Annotated in this window: 16 protein-coding genes and 1 tRNA gene; 9 read left to right on the forward strand and 8 right to left on the reverse strand. The window is 39.0% G+C overall.

Annotated elements, in window-relative coordinates:
• The first annotated feature begins 136 nt into the window (after positions 1 to 136).
• Positions 137 to 222, forward strand: a tRNA-Leu gene (locus AC1M9I_RS04090).
• A 108-nt stretch (positions 223 to 330) separates the two neighbouring features.
• Here AC1M9I_RS04090 and AC1M9I_RS04095 read toward each other — a convergent pair.
• From AC1M9I_RS04095 to rlmE, 4 genes are all read right to left on the reverse strand, one after another.
• Positions 331 to 642 (reverse strand): DUF5713 family protein, encoded by a 312-nt coding sequence (locus AC1M9I_RS04095; protein ID WP_035266912.1) that lies wholly within the window; start codon positions 640 to 642, stop codon positions 331 to 333.
• Between the two features lie 162 nt (positions 643 to 804).
• On the reverse strand, positions 805 to 1659 hold the full coding sequence (gene folP, locus AC1M9I_RS04100) for a dihydropteroate synthase (protein WP_481593193.1): 855 nt from the start codon (positions 1657 to 1659) through the stop codon (positions 805 to 807).
• 103 nt (positions 1660 to 1762) lie between these two features.
• Positions 1763 to 3652 carry an ATP-dependent zinc metalloprotease FtsH gene (gene ftsH / locus AC1M9I_RS04105; protein ID WP_035266907.1) on the reverse strand — a complete coding sequence of 630 codons (1890 nt, stop codon included), beginning with the start codon at positions 3650 to 3652 and terminating at the stop codon, positions 1763 to 1765.
• A gap of 137 nt (positions 3653 to 3789) precedes the next feature.
• Positions 3790 to 4440: a 23S rRNA (uridine(2552)-2'-O)-methyltransferase RlmE gene (gene rlmE, locus AC1M9I_RS04110; RefSeq protein WP_179998526.1), complete on the reverse strand. Its 651-nt coding sequence runs from the start codon at positions 4438 to 4440 to the stop codon at positions 3790 to 3792.
• Positions 4441 to 4636: 196 nt separating this feature from the next.
• Here rlmE and yhbY point away from each other — a divergent pair, with 196 nt between their 5' ends.
• From yhbY to greA, 5 genes are all read left to right on the forward strand, one after another.
• The gene (gene yhbY / locus AC1M9I_RS04115) at positions 4637 to 4960 is read left to right on the forward strand and encodes a ribosome assembly RNA-binding protein YhbY (RefSeq protein ID WP_481593194.1); all 324 of its coding nucleotides are present in this window, start codon (positions 4637 to 4639) and stop codon (positions 4958 to 4960) included.
• A gap of 15 nt (positions 4961 to 4975) precedes the next feature.
• On the forward strand, positions 4976 to 5512 hold the full coding sequence (locus AC1M9I_RS04120) for a DOMON-like domain-containing protein (protein ID WP_092765927.1): 537 nt from the start codon (positions 4976 to 4978) through the stop codon (positions 5510 to 5512).
• 807 nt (positions 5513 to 6319) lie between these two features.
• Complete coding sequence (carA, locus tag AC1M9I_RS04125; protein WP_035266900.1) at positions 6320 to 7462, forward strand: glutamine-hydrolyzing carbamoyl-phosphate synthase small subunit; 1143 nt, start codon at positions 6320 to 6322, stop codon at positions 7460 to 7462.
• 14 nt (positions 7463 to 7476) lie between these two features.
• Complete coding sequence (gene carB / locus AC1M9I_RS04130; RefSeq protein WP_481593195.1) at positions 7477 to 10710, forward strand: carbamoyl-phosphate synthase large subunit; 3234 nt, start codon at positions 7477 to 7479, stop codon at positions 10708 to 10710.
• 96 nt (positions 10711 to 10806) lie between these two features.
• Positions 10807 to 11283, forward strand: a complete 477-nt coding sequence (gene greA / locus AC1M9I_RS04135; protein ID WP_035266896.1) for a transcription elongation factor GreA — start codon at positions 10807 to 10809, stop codon at positions 11281 to 11283.
• Between the two features lie 44 nt (positions 11284 to 11327).
• Here greA and AC1M9I_RS04140 read toward each other — a convergent pair whose 3' ends face one another.
• Positions 11328 to 11951 carry an FMN-binding negative transcriptional regulator gene (locus AC1M9I_RS04140; protein WP_481593196.1) on the reverse strand — a complete coding sequence of 208 codons (624 nt, stop codon included), beginning with the start codon at positions 11949 to 11951 and terminating at the stop codon, positions 11328 to 11330.
• 104 nt (positions 11952 to 12055) lie between these two features.
• Here AC1M9I_RS04140 and AC1M9I_RS04145 point away from each other — a divergent pair, with 104 nt between their 5' ends.
• The gene (locus AC1M9I_RS04145; RefSeq protein ID WP_481593197.1) at positions 12056 to 12685 is read left to right on the forward strand and encodes a CatB-related O-acetyltransferase; all 630 of its coding nucleotides are present in this window, start codon (positions 12056 to 12058) and stop codon (positions 12683 to 12685) included.
• On the opposite strand, the gene AC1M9I_RS04150 is transcribed toward AC1M9I_RS04145, so the two are convergent.
• Positions 12669 to 13232, reverse strand: coding sequence for a hypothetical protein (locus AC1M9I_RS04150; RefSeq protein WP_481593198.1), 564 nt, complete (start codon positions 13230 to 13232; stop codon positions 12669 to 12671). The two genes, AC1M9I_RS04145 and AC1M9I_RS04150, sit on opposite strands and share 17 nt — an antisense overlap.
• Positions 13233 to 13674: 442 nt before the next feature.
• Between AC1M9I_RS04150 and AC1M9I_RS04155 the strand changes: the two genes are divergently transcribed.
• Entirely contained in the window at positions 13675 to 14115 is a 441-nt protein-coding gene (locus AC1M9I_RS04155) for a universal stress protein (protein ID WP_481610730.1), read from the forward strand.
• Between the two features lie 32 nt (positions 14116 to 14147).
• Here AC1M9I_RS04155 and AC1M9I_RS04160 read toward each other — a convergent pair whose 3' ends face one another.
• Entirely contained in the window at positions 14148 to 14471 is a 324-nt protein-coding gene (locus tag AC1M9I_RS04160) for an MGMT family protein (RefSeq protein WP_481596726.1), read from the reverse strand.
• A gap of 105 nt (positions 14472 to 14576) precedes the next feature.
• Here AC1M9I_RS04160 and AC1M9I_RS04165 point away from each other — a divergent pair, with 105 nt between their 5' ends.
• A complete protein-coding gene (locus AC1M9I_RS04165) occupies positions 14577 to 15539 on the forward strand; it encodes an alpha/beta fold hydrolase (protein ID WP_481610731.1) in 963 nt (320 codons plus the stop codon).
• Positions 15540 to 15637: 98 nt separating this feature from the next.
• Here the strand turns inward: AC1M9I_RS04165 and AC1M9I_RS04170 are convergent.
• Positions 15638 to 18900 (reverse strand): Ig-like domain-containing protein (locus AC1M9I_RS04170; RefSeq protein ID WP_481610732.1); only part of this gene is annotated, 3263 nt, incomplete at its 5' end.

The raw sequence follows: 18900 nt of genomic DNA on the forward strand, positions 1-18900 counted from the left end.
TAATGTCCAAATATCATAAACCATCACCCCCAAAGTTATAATTTTTAATCTAATCAATGCAAGTTGATTGAAAAGAAAGCAAATAATACGATTTTCTCTTGCCAAGCTTAAAAGTGTCCTCTATTATTGCGCACATGCCCGAGTGGTGAAATCGGTAGACACAGGGGATTTAAAATCCCCCGCCCTCAAAGCGTGCCAGTTCGAGTCTGGCCTCGGGCACCATTCTTCTGATAGAGAATAATGGTGTAAATAAAGAACCCAGCGTAAGCTGGTTTTTTTATGCCTAGCGTTTAGCCACAACAATAACAACACAAAAAAATAGAGAGCGATTTACCACTCTCTATTTGAGACAAGTTCTTCCATTTCGATATCCAAAAATCCCTCTTCCTGAACGACCATCATCATTGCCTCAGCAATATAGTCTGCTGCTGCATCATCAAGAGAAGAGTCAAGATCTTCGAACTGAGGTTTCATCTCATTAATTTCCGCCACAATATCATTGGCGATTTGATAAATCTCAGCATCGGAATTCACCTTAGATACCTTCTTTGAGAATTTTTCAATGAGTTGCTGAATTTCAGCCACGAGAATATCAGGATAATATTCATCGTCGAACATCGGGAGAAGTACATCATTCAACATATTAAAGCTCAAGTAATAGCATTAACAAAAACCGAGCTTATATAACACAAGCTAGACATTAAACCAACAATAAAAACGAGGAGTAAATCTCACTTTTAATCAAAGTATAACTAAGCCAATATTTTCATTGATGATTTTCACTGTCTTAAATCAACCTTTAATTTAACCAACACTATTCATTGCTGCCCAAATTTGAATAGCTTGCACCATTTCTTTTACATCATGTGCTCTGACCATACATGCTCCTTGCTGTATGCTTAACAGATGCCCCGTCACCGAACCCACTGCACGTTCATGGACAGGTACACCACCTAAAGCTTCACCAATAAATCGCTTACGAGATAATGCAGAAAGTATTGGATATCCCAACTCATTTAATTTATACAACTCTTTTAATAATTTCAGGTTTTGATGTGCATTTTTTGCAAATCCGAAACCCGGATCAATCATGATATTTTCAGGTTTAATTCCCGCATTTAATGCTGCATCTAATCGAGTTTGCAATTCTGAAATCACATCTAAAGTAATATCATCATATTGATCCAACTGGTTCATTGTGGTTGGCTCACCACGCATATGCATGATAATGACTGGAATATCTAATTCCGCAGCTGTTTCTAAAGCATGTGGCTTTGTTAATGCTCTGACATCATTCCAAATATGCGCTCCAGCTTTAACCGCCTTTTTAATCACTTCTGGTTGTGAGGTGTCGATTGAGATCACAACATTCAATTTAACCAACGCTTCAACGACTGGAACTACACGATCTATTTCATCCTGAACATTAACAACAGATGCGCCAGGGCGAGTTGACTCACCACCTACATCAATAACACTCGCCCCTTCAGCAATCATTTGCTTTGCTCTCTCTAGTGCCGCCTCTACACTATTATGTTTACCACCATCACTAAACGAATCTGGCGTTACATTTAACACACCCATTACATGAGGCTTTGACAAATCAAGTTCCAATGCACCACATTTAAGAATCTGATTAGGTAAAGAGATAAGTTGCATATTGATGTTCCTAGAAAATCTATTTACATGATATCAAGTAAAATTTAAACATGAGGGATAATTTCAACACAAAAAAAAGAGCCTCATAAGAGACTCCTTCATTTTAGCTTGCTGGTAAAGGTGGAGGCGTTGAAGGACCATCTGTAGGGGTTACATCTACAATTGGATTCTCAGCCACATATACCTTAGGTGGTTGAGGTTCGCGACCTTCCATAATGTCACGGATTTGATCACGATCAATCGTTTCCCACTCAAGCAAAGCTTTTACCATCGCATGGGCAATATCTTTATTATTTTCTAAGATATCACGTGCAACTTTGTACTGCTCATCTAGGATACGGCGAATTTCACGATCAACTTCAAGTTGAGTCGTTTCAGAAATAGTACGACCACCTAGACTACCCATAAATGACTGTTGAGCATCTTCTTCATAAACCATGACACCCATCTTGTCAGACATACCGTACTTAGTCACCATTGCACGCGCCATTTTTGTTGCACGTTCAAAGTCATTAGAAGCCCCAGTCGACATCTGATTAATGAAAATTTCTTCTGCAATACGACCACCAAACAGAATAGAAAGCTCATTCAACATTTTGTCTTTGTAATGACTGGTTTGATCAAACTCTGGAAGCTGCCAAGTTACACCTAATGCCCAACCACGTGGCATGATCGTGACTTTATGTACTGGGTCTGTGCCTGGAAGCATTTCAGCTACAATCGCATGACCTGCTTCATGATAAGCCGTTGCGCGACGCTCTTCTTCACGTAGAACCATTGATTTACGCTCTGGCCCCATATAAAGCTTATCTTTTGCATCTTCAAAATCATGCATATCGACCGTATTTTTATTACGACGTGCAGCAAATAATGCAGCTTCATTAACTAAGTTTGCCAATTGCGCACCAGAGAACCCTGGAGTACCACGTGCCAATACTTTGACATCCACACCAGTCACTGAAGGTAATTTTTTCAAATGCACATTCAGGATTTGCTCACGACCTTTAATATCTGGAAGTCCAACCATCACTTGACGGTCGAAACGCCCTGGACGAAGTAAAGCTTTATCTAGCACGTCAGCACGGTTAGTCGCAGCAATAACAATGATACCTTCATTGCCTTCGAAACCATCCATTTCTACCAACATCTGGTTCAAGGTTTGTTCGCGCTCATCGTGACCACCACCAGTACCTGAACCACGGTGACGACCCACCGCATCAATCTCATCAATGAAAATGATACACGGCGCATGGCGTTTCGCTTGCTCAAACATATCACGTACACGTGATGCACCAACACCAACGAACATTTCTACGAAGTCTGAACCTGAGATACTAAAGAATGGAACCTTAGCCTCTCCAGCAATCGCTTTCGCAAGTAAAGTTTTACCTGTACCCGGTGGACCTACCATCAGGACACCGCGAGGAATGCTAGCACCAAGACGCTTAAACTTTGTTGGATCTTTCAAGAAATCAACAATTTCAACGACTTCTTGTTTCGCTTCGTCACAACCCGCAACATCTGTGAAAGTGACTTTGATTTGGTCTTCTGAAAGCATTTTTGCTTTTGACTTACCAAAACTCATCGGGCCGTTTTTACCACCAGCACCGCCACCCATGTTGCGCATAAAGAACATGAATAACAAAATGATTAAAAGTACTGGAAAGCTTGCGATCAAAAGCTGCATCAATAAACCTTGACGTTGCGGAGCAGTGCCCTCAACAACGACATTATTTTTGATGAGATTCGGCATTAACTCAGGATCTTGAACCGCAGGACGAATACTCTCAAATGGAGAACCATTTACTTTTTCGCCACTAATTCGTTCACCGTCAATGGTAACTTGTTTAATTTGACCAGCATTAACCGCTGCAACAAATTCTGAATAGTTCAATGCAGCAGGCTTATCACGGTCACTAATGTTGCTGAAAATTAATATCAGCACACCAAGTATAACAAGCCATAAAACGGCATTCTTAAAGAGATCGCTCAAAGCTTTATTCCCATATCAATCTAATTTGATCATGCCCAAAATTGGGTGACCTTTAACAAAAAGCGAGTAAATCAATTTCGCAATAAAATATTCAAAAGGTACAAAATGCACATTTTTTAGCGACTTGGCAAGTCACTTTATTGCGAATTCTTTTTACGGCCCTGTCCAATTAAAAAAACTTCCTTCGAACGAGCACGCGAGGCAGCAGGCTTTGCAGTTTTTAATACTTCAAAACTGTCTACAACTTCCTTACGGAATTCGTCAAAACCAGTTCCTTGGAAAACTTTGACAACAAACTGTCCTTTCGGACCTAAAACTTTATTGGCAAAGTCTAATGCAAGTTCACACAAATAAATTTGTCGAGGTTGATCAACGGCCTTATTACCTGATGTATTGGGGGCCATATCTGAAATTACAACGTCTACAGTTCGTCCATTTAAAATATTTAACAATTTTTCGAAAACTTCCTCTTCTCGAAAGTCTCCTTGCAGGAACGTCACATCTGGAAGTGCATCCATTTCCAAAATATCTGATGCAATCACTAAACCTTTATCACCCACTAATTTTCCAGCGATTTGGGACCAACTACCAGGTGCAGCACCAAGGTCTACAACAGTCATACCAGGTTTAATGATTTTGTATTTCTCTTGGATTTCAAGCAATTTATATGCAGCACGCGCACGATAACCTTCCTTTTGTGCTTTTTTCACAAACGGGTCATCTAAATGCTCTCTCATCCACGCACGACTACTTTTGGATAACTTCTGATTGGTAATGCGTGTTGCCATAACTCTTTAAATACACGTAATCTTCTAACTTTTTATTGTACGTGAATTTTATCCCCCTTGCAGTATTCATCTGTATCTAATTCAAGATTATCGTTTATGTTTTTTTGATTTAAGTTGATCGATTATTTCTGAGAAACATAAGCGTTTGATCTCTTGATTTGCTATACTAAGTCGTTTTTAAAATTAGGTTATCTTTATGGCGGCTTTATCAATTCAGGAACGCAAACGTTTGCGTCAAATCGGACATGCACTTAACCCAGTGGTAATGTTAGGTGGTCAAGGTTTAACTGAAAATGTCATTGAAGAAACTCAACGTGCTTTAAATGATCATGAGTTAATTAAAGTAAAAATTGGCGGTGAAGATCGTGATGCTCGTGCAGCAGTCATTACTGAAATCGCCAAAGTTACTGGTGCAGAAGTTGTTCAAACCATTGGAAAAATTGCACTTTTATACAAGAAAGCGGCAAAACAAAATCCTAAACTTTCGAATCTTGTTCGCCACGCACATCTTTCTAATTAATTTGAGTTGCATTGAATGGCAAGTTACGAACTAAATTCTTTTGACCGTTACTTTGATATCTCCTTGGTTGGTGCAATTGAACAAGTGAGTCCATATACACTAAATGTGGGCTATTGGTTACGTGACCCAAATCAATACTTAGTCTATCCGGAAATTGTAGCTGGACATCCACGACGAGATTTTCTTTGGGAAGAAACCTGCTTTGAAATTTTCATTGGGGTGAAAGATCAGGACTTTTATCGTGAAGTCAATCTCTCCCCTTCTCAAGCTTGGCAAGCGTATCAATTTGAAGAGTATCGTTACCCTGAAGATATGCCACCGCAAGCAGCTTATGACATAGAACTGAATTCACTCAAAAAGACGCACTATGGTTTAAATGTGAGCCTTGATCTAACGGAGTTTATGTTAAAACATAAATTGAAATGGCAGGATATTTTTATTGGCTTATCCGCTGTATTAAACACATCGCAAGCTAAACATTATTATGCGATGCAGCATAGTAGTCCTGAGGCTGACTTCCATAACAAGCGCGATTGGTTGCATCAGTTTTAAAAAAAATAGTGAGATTTAATCTCACTATTTTTTTTACCCCAATATTTAAGTTCTATAGTTGTAGACTCTTCCCACCTCTTTTAGAGTTAAGTTTTATACAACTGATCTCAACGTGTTATATCTAGTTATATTTGTAATTCCTGTTATTCATTTTTAATTTTCAAAATTGTCCTTAATCACTTGAACAGCCAAATCTGCTTTTAAATATTTCTTCACAGACACCGAAGTAGCCTCAAATCTCTTTAAATTCGATCTCGGTTTAATTTTTAAATCCCAACATGCTAACTACCAATTTCATCTTTGAATAATTGAACCTACGCTTTTAACAAGCAATTCAATATTTACCTCTATTTTCCATATTTAATCAGTCCTTTCTAAAATACTGGTAAATTGACCTAATCAGTACTTTTTTCGAACTTTTAGGAAGCATTTGGAGCAACTTCAACATTTGTTCTATTTAACAAATCAGCTTTTTAGAAGCTTTGTTATTCTGTTTCAGAAACTTAGCTTATTAATTGTAAGTCTACATAAATTTTGATACATCGTGATAAAACTTAACTTTTGAATTATTAAACAATTCTTACATTCTTAGACTTTTGTCCAAAGTTTAAAAAGCAGACTTTTAATCAAATTACAAGGTATATATCTGACGAATTCAGGTTTATTTACGTGGACTTTATCAAGGTGTTTGCGTATAATGCCGTGTTAAGTTCAAGCGAGCAGATGTAAGGAGGGTGGGTTTTAAAGTAGCCTTCCTTTTTTTTCGTCTACTCGCTTTTTTACAGCCTAAATTTCAGGAGCTTTGGTTTGAGCACCCCAGCAATTTTAGCCCTTGCCGATGGTACGATCTTTAAAGGAACGTCAATCGGTGCATCGGGTAGTACGACTGGTGAAGTCGTTTTCAACACTGCCATGACTGGCTATCAAGAAATTTTGACTGACCCAAGTTATGCACAACAGCTTGTTACGCTTACCTATCCACACATTGGTAACACAGGTTGTAATGATGAAGACGCTGAGTCAGGTCGAATTCATAAAGTATGGGCAAACGGATTGATCATTCGTGACCTACCTTTATTGCACAGCAACTTCCGATCTACGCAATCTTTAGGCGAATACTTAAAATCTCACAATGTTGTCGCTATCGCTGACATTGATACACGTAAACTGACCCGTATTTTACGTGCTAAAGGTGCACAAAACGGTTGTATCTTAGCTGGTGAAAATATTACAGAAGAAGAAGCTTTAGAAAAAGCTCGTGCATTCGGCGGTCTGAATGGTTTAGACCTTGCGAAAGAATGCTGTGATCCAAACGGTTTCGAATGGACTGAAGGTTCTTGGAAATTAGGTCAAGGTTTCTCCCAACCAGAAGCAAAATTTCATGTTGTTGCATATGATTACGGTGTCAAAACCAACATCTTACGTATGCTCGCAGACCGCGGTTGTAAATTAACTGTCGTGCCTGCACAAACTCCTGCTGAAAAAGTTCTTGCTCTAAATCCAGATGGCGTATTCTTATCGAATGGTCCTGGCGATCCTGCAGCATGTGACTATGCAATTGAAGCTGTAAAAACAATTGTTGAAGACGCTCGTAACGTACCTGTATTTGGTATTTGCTTGGGTCACCAAATTCTTGCTCTCGCTTCTGGCGCTAAAACGGTGAAAATGCCTCATGGTCATCATGGTGCTAACCATCCTGTACAAAACATCGAAGATGGTACAGTGATGATTACTTCTCAAAACCATGGCTTCGCAGTGGATGCAGAAACATTACCTGCAAACCTTAAAGCGACGCACAAATCATTGTTCGATCAAACTCTTCAAGGGATTCATCGTACAGATAAGCCTGCGTTTAGTTTCCAAGGTCACCCAGAAGCAAGCCCAGGTCCACATGACTGCGCACCATTGTTCGATCATTTCATCGAACTTATTGAAGCATCTAAGAAGTAATTGAGGAGCAAATAATGCCAAAGCGTACGGATATTAAAAGCATCTTAATTATTGGTGCTGGTCCAATTGTTATCGGTCAGGCGTGTGAGTTTGACTACTCAGGTGCACAAGCATGTAAAGCATTACGTGAAGAAGGTTACCGTGTAATTCTGGTAAACTCTAACCCTGCAACGATCATGACTGACCCTGCAATGGCAGATGCAACGTATATCGAGCCAATCACTTGGCAAACTGTTGCAGCGATCATTGAGAAAGAACGCCCAGACGCAGTTCTTCCAACAATGGGTGGTCAGACTGCATTGAACTGTGCCCTTGCCCTTGATGAGCATGGCATTTTAGAAAAATTCAATGTTGAATTGATTGGTGCAACGAAAGAAGCGATCGAAAAAGCGGAAGACCGTAAACTTTTCGACCAAGCAATGCGTAAAATTGGTCTTGAATGTCCAAAAGCAGCAATCGCTGAATCAATGGAAGAAGCATTAGAAATTCAAGCACGTTTCGGCTTCCCAGTGATTATCCGTCCATCATTCACCATGGGTGGTTCAGGCGGTGGTATCGCATACAACAAAGAAGAATTCCTTGAAATCTGTGAACGCGGTTTCGATCTTTCTCCGACCAAACAATTATTGATCGATGAATCTTTAATTGGTTGGAAAGAATATGAGATGGAAGTTGTTCGTGACAAAAACGACAACTGTATCATCGTATGTTCGATTGAAAACTTTGACCCAATGGGCGTACACACAGGTGACTCAATCACTGTTGCACCTGCACAAACATTAACAGATAAAGAATATCAGTTAATGCGTAATGCATCTTTAGCAGTGTTGCGTGAGATTGGTGTAGAAACAGGTGGTTCTAACGTACAGTTTGGTATTTGTCCAAATACTGGCCGTATGGTTGTGATCGAGATGAACCCACGTGTATCTCGTTCTTCTGCATTGGCTTCAAAAGCAACTGGTTTCCCTATTGCGAAAATCGCTGCAAAATTAGCGGTTGGTTATACCCTTGATGAGCTTAAAAACGACATCACTGGCGGTACAACTCCAGCATCTTTCGAACCTGCGATTGACTACGTTGTAACTAAAGTTCCACGTTTCAACTTTGAGAAATTCCCACAAGCTGACGCAACTTTAACTACACAGATGAAATCTGTTGGTGAAGTGATGGCGATTGGTCGTAACTTCCAAGAGTCTATGAACAAAGCACTTCGTGGTCTTGAAGTGGGTGCAACTGGCTTTGATGAAAAAATCGAAGTGGGTGCTGAAGGCGCGCGTGAGAAAATCTTACAAGAACTTCGTGTTCCGGGTCCTGAGCGTATTTGGTATGTTGCTGATGCATTCCGTCACGGCTTTACATTAGAAGATGTATTCCAAGCGACTAAGATCGACAAATGGTTCTTGATCCAAATCGAAGACATCATCAAAACAGAAAACCAAATCAAAACTTTAGGTTTTGGCGATCTAAATGCGGACAACATCCGTTCATTTAAACGTAAAGGTTTATCTGACCTTCGCATTGCGAACTTGATGGGTATTTCACAAAAACAATTCCGTAAACATCGTTGGAACTTGGGCGTAACCCCAGTTTACAAACGTGTAGATACTTGTGCTGCTGAATTTGAATCAGACACAGCGTATATGTATTCAACTTACGATGACGAATGTGAATCAAACCCGTCCAGCAAAGACAAGATCATGGTGATCGGTGGTGGTCCTAACCGTATTGGTCAAGGTATCGAATTCGATTACTGCTGTGTACACGCGGCGCTTGCAATGCGTGAAGACGGTTATGAAACCATCATGGTGAACTGTAACCCTGAAACGGTTTCTACTGACTATGACACATCTGATCGTTTGTACTTCGAACCAATTACACTTGAAGACGTATTAGAAATCATACGTATTGAGAAGCCTAAAGGCATCATCGTACAGTACGGTGGTCAAACACCACTTAAATTGGCTCGTGCTTTAGAAGAAGCTGGTGCACCAATTATTGGTACATCGCCTGATGCGATTGACCGTGCAGAAGACCGTGAACGTTTCCAACAAATGATTCAACGTCTGCAACTTCGTCAACCAAACAACAGCATTGTAAAATCTGCTGAAGAAGGTATGGCTGAAGCAGCGAAAGTTGGCTATCCACTTGTAGTACGTCCATCATATGTACTTGGTGGTCGCGCGATGGAAATCGTATACAACGATGAAGAGTTACGTCGCTACTTACGTGATGCTGTTCAAGCTTCTAACGATGCCCCTGTTCTTCTTGACCGCTTCCTAGACGACGCGATCGAAGTTGACGTAGACTGCGTATCTGACGGTAAAGACGTTGTGATTGGCGGTATCATGCAACACATTGAACAAGCAGGTATTCACTCAGGTGACTCAGCATGTTCGATCCCTCCTTACTCTCTTTCTAAAGAGATTCAGGACGAAATGCGTCGTCAAACAGTTGCAATGGCAAAAGAACTTGGCGTTGTTGGTTTGATGAACGTACAGTTTGCGGTTAAAGGCGAAGACGTTTACATCTTAGAAGTGAACCCACGTGCATCACGTACAGTGCCATTCGTTTCTAAATGTATCGGTGAGTCTTTAGCGAAAGTAGCTGCGCGTTGTATGGCGGGTCAATCTTTAGAATCTCAAGGATTCACTACAGAGATTATCCCTGAGCACTTCTCTGTTAAAGAAGCAGTGTTCCCATTCAACAAGTTCCCTGGTGTTGATCCAATCCTTGGGCCTGAGATGAAATCTACAGGTGAAGTGATGGGCGTTGGTAAAACATTTGGCGAAGCGTTCTATAAAGCTGTATTAGGTGCAAATGAGCGTTTACCAGGTCTTCCAACAGAAGGCGAAGTTAAACATGCATTCATCTCTGTACGTGATTCTGATAAACCACGTGCAGCAGGTATTGCAAAACAACTTGCTGACTTTGGCTTCAAAATCCTTGCTACTGGTGGTACATACGATGTCATCAAAGCGGCTGGTATTGAATGTGAACGTGTAAATAAAGTGACTGAAGGTCGTCCAAATATTGTGGACCGCTTGAAAAATGGCGAAATACACCTCATTATCAATACAACAGAAGGTAAACAAGCTCAGCAGGATTCGTTCTCAATCCGCCGTTCTGCACTTCAAGGTAAGGTCTATCATACGACTACCCTTAACGGTGCAGATGCAGTTTGCCAAGCTTTAGCAATCAAATTGCCAATGGATGTATATCGTTTGCAAGACTTACAAACAGTAGGTTAATACACTACCAAGAAGTCCCGTCACCTCTTGGTGGCGGGCTTTTTTTCATTTATAGACTTAGTATTTTTTTCATACTTACTTTTTTGAGGGACAACTATGCAACGTTATCCTATGACACCTCAGGGCAAAGAAGCGCTTGAGAAAGAATTACACCAACTTAAAACTGTAGATCGTCCTCGTATTACAGCAGCGATTGCTGAAGCACGTGAACACGGAGATCTTAAAGAAAACGCGGAATACCACGCTGCACGTGAGCAACAAGGTTTCTGTGAAGGCCGTATCCAAGATATCGAAGGAAAATTGGGTGCTGCACAAGTGATTGACGTTAAAGAACTTGAGCAAAATGGACGCGTAGTTTTTGGCGTCACAGTTACAATTGAAAATTTAGATACTGAAGAACGTAAAACGTATCAAATCGTTGGTGATGACGAAGCAGATTTTAAAATTAACAAAATATCTGTGAACTCTCCTATCGCGCGTGGTCTTTTGGGTAAAAATGAAGGCGATGAAGTTAAAATTACGACACCTCAAGGTGAAGTTGAATACGAAATTGTGAGCGTAGAATATCTCTAATTGTTGATATTTTAGGCTATAAACCCCTCTGGTGAGGGGTTTTTTTATTCTCTTTTTAATTGATTCATTGTTTTTGCTAGATGCGCTTTTCCAGCTTCATGAAGCTTCTTAATAACATTACGAAAATCTTTTTCCTCTCTATTTTGACTTAGTTTTGATTTAGCGATGATTCTTTCAATTTTAATTTCAAATACAACCAAATGGTCGAGCATTTCCAGTAAGTAATCTTTTGGTGCATCTGCCATTTTCCAAGCATTTTTACCATTCGTTATACGTTCATGTTGTTGAGTGAGTTGACCTAATACTGCAAGTTTAGTTTTCTGATCATGAAAAAACTGAATATCACCATTAATGTGTACAACTTGATAATTCCAAGTAGGTACTTTTTTGTGATCTTCAAATTTTGAAGGATAATAATTCGGTGAAATATAAGCATCCTCTGCTTTAAAGATACATAGTATTTGGTTATTCAAAATCGAATGATTGAATAGTGTATTCTGCAATGAAACATGTCCTCTCAATGTATGTTCATCTACTAATATGAGCGGGATATGTTCAGCAATTAACCCTGTTTGGGTCTGTGCGACCAAAGATGCAAGAGGATACTCCTTTATTATTCTATATATTTCTTCAGGTCTATCTTCTCTAAATTCTGTTTCAACAAACATAGCTTTTCCATTCTTCTAATGCTCAATGAATATAAAAGTTTTCATTCAGGATGTAAGTTTTAATTGGTATATAATGCCCTAAAATCTTCTCCTTTTATTTCATCATGTCTCCAAAGTTGATCAACTCGCCTGTCAATCATTGGTGTGAGTTCGAATTTATTTCTAAAACGGTAAAAAATCCGAATATCCATATCAAAGGCAATTATAGTTATTACTCAGCCTATTGGGATCAAGGTTTTGAGCGTTGTGTGGTGCGTTACCTACATGACAAACCTTCCACACCTGAAAAACCCATCGATCAGCTTTATATTGGCAATTTTGTCTGCTTTGGAGCTGAGTGTGTCATCATGATGGGTGGAAATCAGTTACACCGTACTGACTGGATTTCAGCATTTCCTTTTGATACGCGTAGTTTTGTGCCTGCTGGCGATACTATCATTAGTGATGGTTGTTGGATTGGTAGTCGTGCCATGATTATGCAAGGGGTAAAACTTGGTGAAGGCGCAGTGGTGGCAACTGGTGCTGTCGTCACCAAAGACGTGCCACCTTATGCTGTCGTAGGTGGTGTACCTGCGAAAATTATTAAATATCGCTTTTCTGAACAAGATATTAAAAAACTGCTTTCTCTTAAGCTCTATGATCTAGATGAAAAGCAGTTTTTGAAAATGCGTGAGCAATTGCAGGCAGGTGATGTTAATTCAATTTCAGATTATTTTTTTAATTTAGATCATTAAATGGCAATATTTTTTTTGAATATTTCACTACTTTTCGATTTTTTTCAGATTCGTGAGCAGGCCAAATATAATCAGTGTAATTTAGAGTCCAATGATAATATTGTTGATCACCGCGTTTAAAATGAATATTTAGAACAGTTCCAGACTCATCGTAACAATGTGCTGAAGTCTGATAATCATGTTCTGAAAAACATGCACGAATCCTTTCAGAAGCATAAAAAAGTTGATCTGCTACTGCTAATCTATATTTTCCTTTATGATTCAATTGAACAAAGTCCGCATACTGCTCTGTTCTCCCTCCACCTGAGTAGCTTACAAACCTATCATCAATGATAGCAATTGCCAGATCATTTTGACTTAATGGATAAAGGGCTGGATAAATTTTGATTCCTGAGCTTTGAAACTCATCGTCTACGCTAAAACTTTGATGTGAATGTCTATAATCCTTAAAATCCCAACGATTAAGTTCAATATAGTGTTCACCCATTTTTTGAAATTTGACTAGTTTGGGAGAAGAATCAATTAGATAGTAATATGAATCCTTCATATTCTTCACACGATATAATTTTGTGTCTTGTGCTCGACATTTCAATTCGTTTTTTTGACAAATTGAGTTGACCAAACTCTCAGAACTTGGAATTTCCGCAAACGATTGTGCAGAGATTATATAATTTGCATAGAGATGAGATGTTAATAATGTACCAAAAATCGAGATGCATACAATTTTACAAAAATTTATCATTTAATTTAATTAATATTTGTTCTGAGGAACTTATACCAGAATATATAATTGATGAAATAGTATATATAAAAATAAATAAAGATATAGTTATCAAATAATTTAACCAATCTTAAATACCTGTTTAAAAAAATTCCAACAAATTTACTTGGTTTTATTAATAAAAAAAGCAGTATATGATCAATACGAAAGCATAATTTTTTAACTTTATTTTGAACTATTTTAATAACGGTTAAAAAAGGAGAACAACATGAATTATCAAAATATCCTCGTTCCAGTGGATGGTTCAGAAGTAGCACTCAACGTCGTTCAGCATGCTGTTGAATTGGCTAAAGCATTTAATAGCAAAATTACTGTAGTTCAAGTGATGACACTCGATCCCTATATCGCAGCCGAATATCTCTCAGATGGGCAGTCAAATCTTTTAATTGAACGAGCACGAAAATTTATTGAAGATAACCTAGCTCAAGCTAAAGCAAAGTTTAATGAATATGGAGTAGACGTAGAGACAAAAATACTCGAAGGAGAAAGTATTCACCGTACAATAATGAAAGCGATTGATGAGCTTAATATTGATTTGATTGTTATCAGCTCGCACGGTCGCACAGGATTCAAGAAATTAATTATGGGCAGTGTCGCACAAAGCCTCATCACCGAAGTCAATGTACCTGTTTTTGTCGTAAAGCAATAATAACGGATAGCTCCGTATACCGTCATACGGAGCTACTCGAACCATCCAAAAATCTTGAAATCTATTTTGCCATTGTTAAACACAACTCCCTCTTCAAGCAATCTAGCTTGCTGGCAATTAAAACCTTGATCATCCAAACGCTGATGACTAATTTTACCTTGCGCATTAATGACACGATGCCAAGGCAAGTCGCTACTCACATCTAATTGATTCAAAACACGACCAACCAACCGGGCATGTTTAGGCAGTCCTGACATCGCAGCAATTTGGCCATAACTGGCTACTTTCCCATAAGGAATTTGTGATACTGTGGCCAAGATCAACTGTGCCATTTCCGCTGATACTGATCGATTCATCAATAATTGACCTATAGTTTATCGGATGATTGATTTGAGCAAATGCATTTCATAACAGACTCACTTAATCTAAATTTGCACAATAACAATACACAGAGAAATACAATGAAAAGGATATTTTCACACTTACTTGCTGCTTCAATTGCAGTCGGTACAATCTCTATTACATCGACAACTCAAGCCGCGCCAAGCAGTATAAATATACAAGATATTTTACAACAAGAACGTGCTTGGGCTGGACTGAATACCAAGCGCATTAAAGTCTCCGACATCGATTGGGCTTACAGTGAAGGTGGAACCAAAGGCAAACCAGTACTTATGCTTGTGCATGGTCTTGCAGGCAGTCGGGATAATTGGAACCGAGTCGCTCGCTATCTGACACCACATTATCACGTCATTATCCCTGATTTACCTGGACAAGGTGATAGTAAAGTAGCTGCAGATTTTGATTATTCAATTCCTAATCTGACAGAAAAATTACGTCGCTTTGCAGAAGCCATTCATGTTGATCAAAATCTAAATGTTGCCGGTCACTCCATGGGCGGAGCTGTAGCATTACTTTATGCGGCGCAGTATCCAATCGATACTAAATCATTACTACTCATTAACAGTGCAGGTGTATTTAAATCTGCCAATACCCCTTACTTAAAAGACCCAAATTTACTCAAAAATTTTATCGTTTCTAAACCTGGAGATTTTGATCGGTTATTTAAAATTGCTACGCAGCAACCTCCATTTATACCGAACGAACTGAAAGTCGAACAAGAAAAGCTCATGATATCCAATGTTACAAATAACACGAAACTCGTTGAGCAACTTATTCTCATGTCCAAATCATTTACACCTGAAACATTTGCGCTAGCGGCTCGTTCAATCGATCAACCAACACTCATCATTTGGGGAGATCGTGATCAAATTATTAATGTAGAAGCTGCAGCTGAACTGAAAGGATTACTGAAAAATGCTCAAGGGCCTATCATCTTAAAAGGTGTAGGTCATACACCAATATTGGAACAAGAACAAATCCTCGTACAACATTATTTAAATTTTCTTAATCTACTCAAATAAGTTATAGACAATGAATGGGACATTTTAAATGTCCCATTTTTTTTAATTCAAGAATAAAAAAAAGAGGAACCGAAGTTCCTCTTTTTTACATTAGTCTATTAGAACAACAAGTGATTTTTGTTCAACAAGTCTTGAAGTGAAACATCAGTATTGTTGAAAGTAATTAAGTCAACCTTGTTATAAGTTGTACCTGCGCCATCACGATCAATACTTAACTTCGTATTGTTTCCGTCTTTCTCGACAAAAATGAATTTATCAATGTTTTGAGCAGTTGCACTATCAGATAACAACTCAGAAACATCAATCTTCACATTGCTGCCTAATTGGAAGTCATTGATTGTGTCAACACCGTTACCACCGTTATGGCTGTTGTCATTTAACACATTGAAGATCAACTTATCCAAACCTTTAGCAGAAACTGTTTCATTCAAGTAAGTAGAGTTGAACTTACCAGCTGTTTCATTCGCCAATGCATCAGCATCATTCGCGTTTGCTTCTGGTGTGAATTTGCTCCAAGCCAATGGTGTACCTGATTTAGAATCAATTTGAAGTACTAATTGCGCTGTATCAGACTTACCAGTTACAGGATCAGTAATCGTGTATTTAAATACATCCGTTTTACCAATCGCATTAAGGTTTGCATTTGGTTTGTAAGCGTATGTACCGTTTGCATCGATTGTTAATGTACCAAACTCACCTTTGATTGTTGTTGCACCATTAATCGCAACACCATTTACAGCTTTCACAAGAGCACCAGCAACTACAAGATCTTTACCATGTACAGGATCAAGATCAGTAATCACATTACCCTTCGCTTCAGTGATTGACTTCACTACAGGCGTTGTACTTGTATCAGTTTCTTTAATGAGCAAGTTAGTCTGTACATAACCTGGTAAAGAAGCAAGGTTCGAGTTACTCATTTCAATACGATATTTACCAGCTGATAAACCATCTAAATTAATATGTGCAACTTCACCAAAGATACCAATAAAGTCGAATAAACCTGACGATTTATCATTAGCGATAAGTACCCACTTACCAGAACTGTCTTGTTTGTACAGATTAACTTTCACAGTGTCAAACAATGTTTTCCAAGAAGCAGACTTCACTTGAAGTTGTACGTCAGCAGTTTTGTTAGCACCGATTGTAAACTCTGTAGCACCACTTGTTTTACCAAGCGTGATACCAAGGAAACCAATTAACCAGTTGTACGAAATCGCATCTTTAATGAATTTCTCTGTAACAGGATACTCGTACTCGATACCAGCTTTAGCAACATTATCAATGGCATCCAACGGAATGTTTGGAGCAGTCACTTGACGTGGTGCAGATTCACCCGCTACATCAGAAGCGGTCACAGATACATTTTGTCCATCATTCAAACTTGGTATCAACTTAATTGAGTAGTTTCCATTGCTATCCGCAGTGGTTGTACCAATCACGTTGTTGTTTGCATCTTTTACTTTAACAGTTGATAAAGCTTGTGCAGTACCTGTTACTAATGAACCATCTGCATTAAATGTTGCCGTTGGAGCATCTGGAGGAGTTACATCCAAATCGAAGCCGATGCTTGATGAAGGACCGATATTTCCAGCTTCATCAATCGCTTTAGCTTCAACGATAATTGTACCTTCTGGTAAATTATCGTTGATTGGATATGTCCAATTACCATTTTGATCAGCAGGAACAAGTGCAGAATCAATAATTCGACCTGTAGAGTCCTTAATCACTAATTCGACAGTAGTATTCGCTTCAGCTTTACCTGTTAATACTGGTTTCAAGTCACTTGGATCTGTAATTGGATTAATAATCACAGCATCAGGAGCTTGAGTATCAACTGTTAATTGCTGAGTTTCAGTTTTTTTGTTCTTAGCTAAATCAGTAGATGTTACTTCAACTGTGTAATTTCCATCCGCTAAATCTCTTGGCGGTGTAAATGTCCAATTGCCTGAGCTATCTACAGAAGCTGGTGCATCTACAACAGTATTTCCATTCTTATCTTTGATCACGACTTGAACTTTAGAATATTGTTCAGTTGAACCAGAAATTGCTGGAGTAGTATCGTTTGTAGGATATAACTCTTCAACTGACAAATCAGGTGAAAGTGTATCTACACCAAATTTTAAAGAAACTGTACGGCTAGTATTACCAGCAGCATCACGTGCAGTGGCTACAAGTGTATATATACCATCTGCTAAAGGTTCTGCTGGTTTATAACTCCAACGGCCTGCAGACAACACTGCTAAACCACTAGATACCACAGCACCGTTAGCATCTTTAATCTCTACAGCAACCTCTTTAGGATTATTTACTGTATTACCACTAATCGTACGTTGTGGATCATTAGTATAATTAATACTTGGATCAACCGCCGTTACTTGAGATGCTGTTACTACTGGTTCAGCAATAAATAATGAGCGTGCAGCGAAAGCAGAGAATGCAGCAATTTGAGGCTCAGCAGCTAATGATACTGCCTGTACAGATGCAGCTTCACTCACATCCCATGCAGCTTCTTCATCATCCCAAGGATCGATATCTAACCAAGGATCATTATCATCTTCCCACGGATCAATATCGATATCTGGTGGTGTCAAGTCGATTACAAAATCTTGTTCAGTTGGATTACCTACGTTTCCAGCTTCATCTTTAGGAGTAGCTTCGATTTTGTAGTCACCTTCTTCCAACTCAGCTTCTGGTTTATACGACCATTTACCATCTTCTCCAACTTCAACAGTGGCCTTCTCTTCGAAGCCATCTGGACCGGTGATCACGATATCCACTAGCGAACCTTTCTCACCTGTTCCTGTAATTTCAGGTTGAGGATCATTCGATTCGAAATCATCACCACCAATTGGATCAATAGTAATGTCAGAAGGAGGTGTTGTATCAACTTCTAACTGTTCTTTAGAAGTATCACCTTTGTTACCCGCTTTATCAGTCGGAGTTACTTCAATATCGTAATGACCTTCTGGTAATTCTTCAGTCGGTGTATACGTCCAGTTACCTTCTGGATCAACTTCTGCTTTACCTTCAGAGACAATTTCACCGTCTTTGTCTTTGATCACAACATCAACTATCGCTCCTGGTTCTGTTTTACCAGTAATTTCAGGAGTGGTATCGTTTGTTGGCTTAAGCTCATCGATGGTTAATTCAGGCGCTACTGTGTCAACCTCGAAGCTTTCTGGCTGAGATTCACCTGTGTTACCTGCTTGATCTGTTGCTTTTGCAACTACGTCATATTCGCCATCTGCCAATTCAACTGATGGTGTGTATGTCCATGTATCACCTGTAACTGTCGCTGGACCTTCTGCAACAACTTGACCGTCTTTGTCTTTAACAACGACATTTACTGTTGTTCCTG

The sequence above is a fragment of the Acinetobacter sp. ANC_7553 genome (genome assembly GCF_056779895.1).

Bases quoted from the DNA above. Each gene is read 5' to 3' on its own strand.
- carB (WP_481593195.1), top strand. From the start codon at position 7,477: ATGCCAAAGCGTACGGATATTAAAAGCATCTTAATTATTGGTGCTGGT.
- AC1M9I_RS04145 (WP_481593197.1), top strand. From the start codon at position 12,056: ATGTCTCCAAAGTTGATCAACTCGCCTGTCAATCATTGGTGTGAGTTC.
- AC1M9I_RS04160 (WP_481596726.1), bottom strand. From the start codon at position 14,471: ATGAATCGATCAGTATCAGCGGAAATGGCACAGTTGATCTTGGCCACA.
- AC1M9I_RS04165 (WP_481610731.1), top strand. From the start codon at position 14,577: ATGAAAAGGATATTTTCACACTTACTTGCTGCTTCAATTGCAGTCGGT.
- folP (WP_481593193.1), bottom strand. From the start codon at position 1,659: ATGCAACTTATCTCTTTACCTAATCAGATTCTTAAATGTGGTGCATTG.
- AC1M9I_RS04150 (WP_481593198.1), bottom strand. From the start codon at position 13,232: ATGAAGGATTCATATTACTATCTAATTGATTCTTCTCCCAAACTAGTC.
- AC1M9I_RS04155 (WP_481610730.1), top strand. From the start codon at position 13,675: ATGAATTATCAAAATATCCTCGTTCCAGTGGATGGTTCAGAAGTAGCA.
- greA (WP_035266896.1), top strand. From the start codon at position 10,807: ATGCAACGTTATCCTATGACACCTCAGGGCAAAGAAGCGCTTGAGAAA.
- AC1M9I_RS04140 (WP_481593196.1), bottom strand. From the start codon at position 11,951: ATGTTTGTTGAAACAGAATTTAGAGAAGATAGACCTGAAGAAATATAT.
- AC1M9I_RS04120 (WP_092765927.1), top strand. From the start codon at position 4,976: ATGGCAAGTTACGAACTAAATTCTTTTGACCGTTACTTTGATATCTCC.
- rlmE (WP_179998526.1), bottom strand. From the start codon at position 4,440: ATGGCAACACGCATTACCAATCAGAAGTTATCCAAAAGTAGTCGTGCG.
- yhbY (WP_481593194.1), top strand. From the start codon at position 4,637: ATGGCGGCTTTATCAATTCAGGAACGCAAACGTTTGCGTCAAATCGGA.
- AC1M9I_RS04095 (WP_035266912.1), bottom strand. From the start codon at position 642: ATGTTGAATGATGTACTTCTCCCGATGTTCGACGATGAATATTATCCT.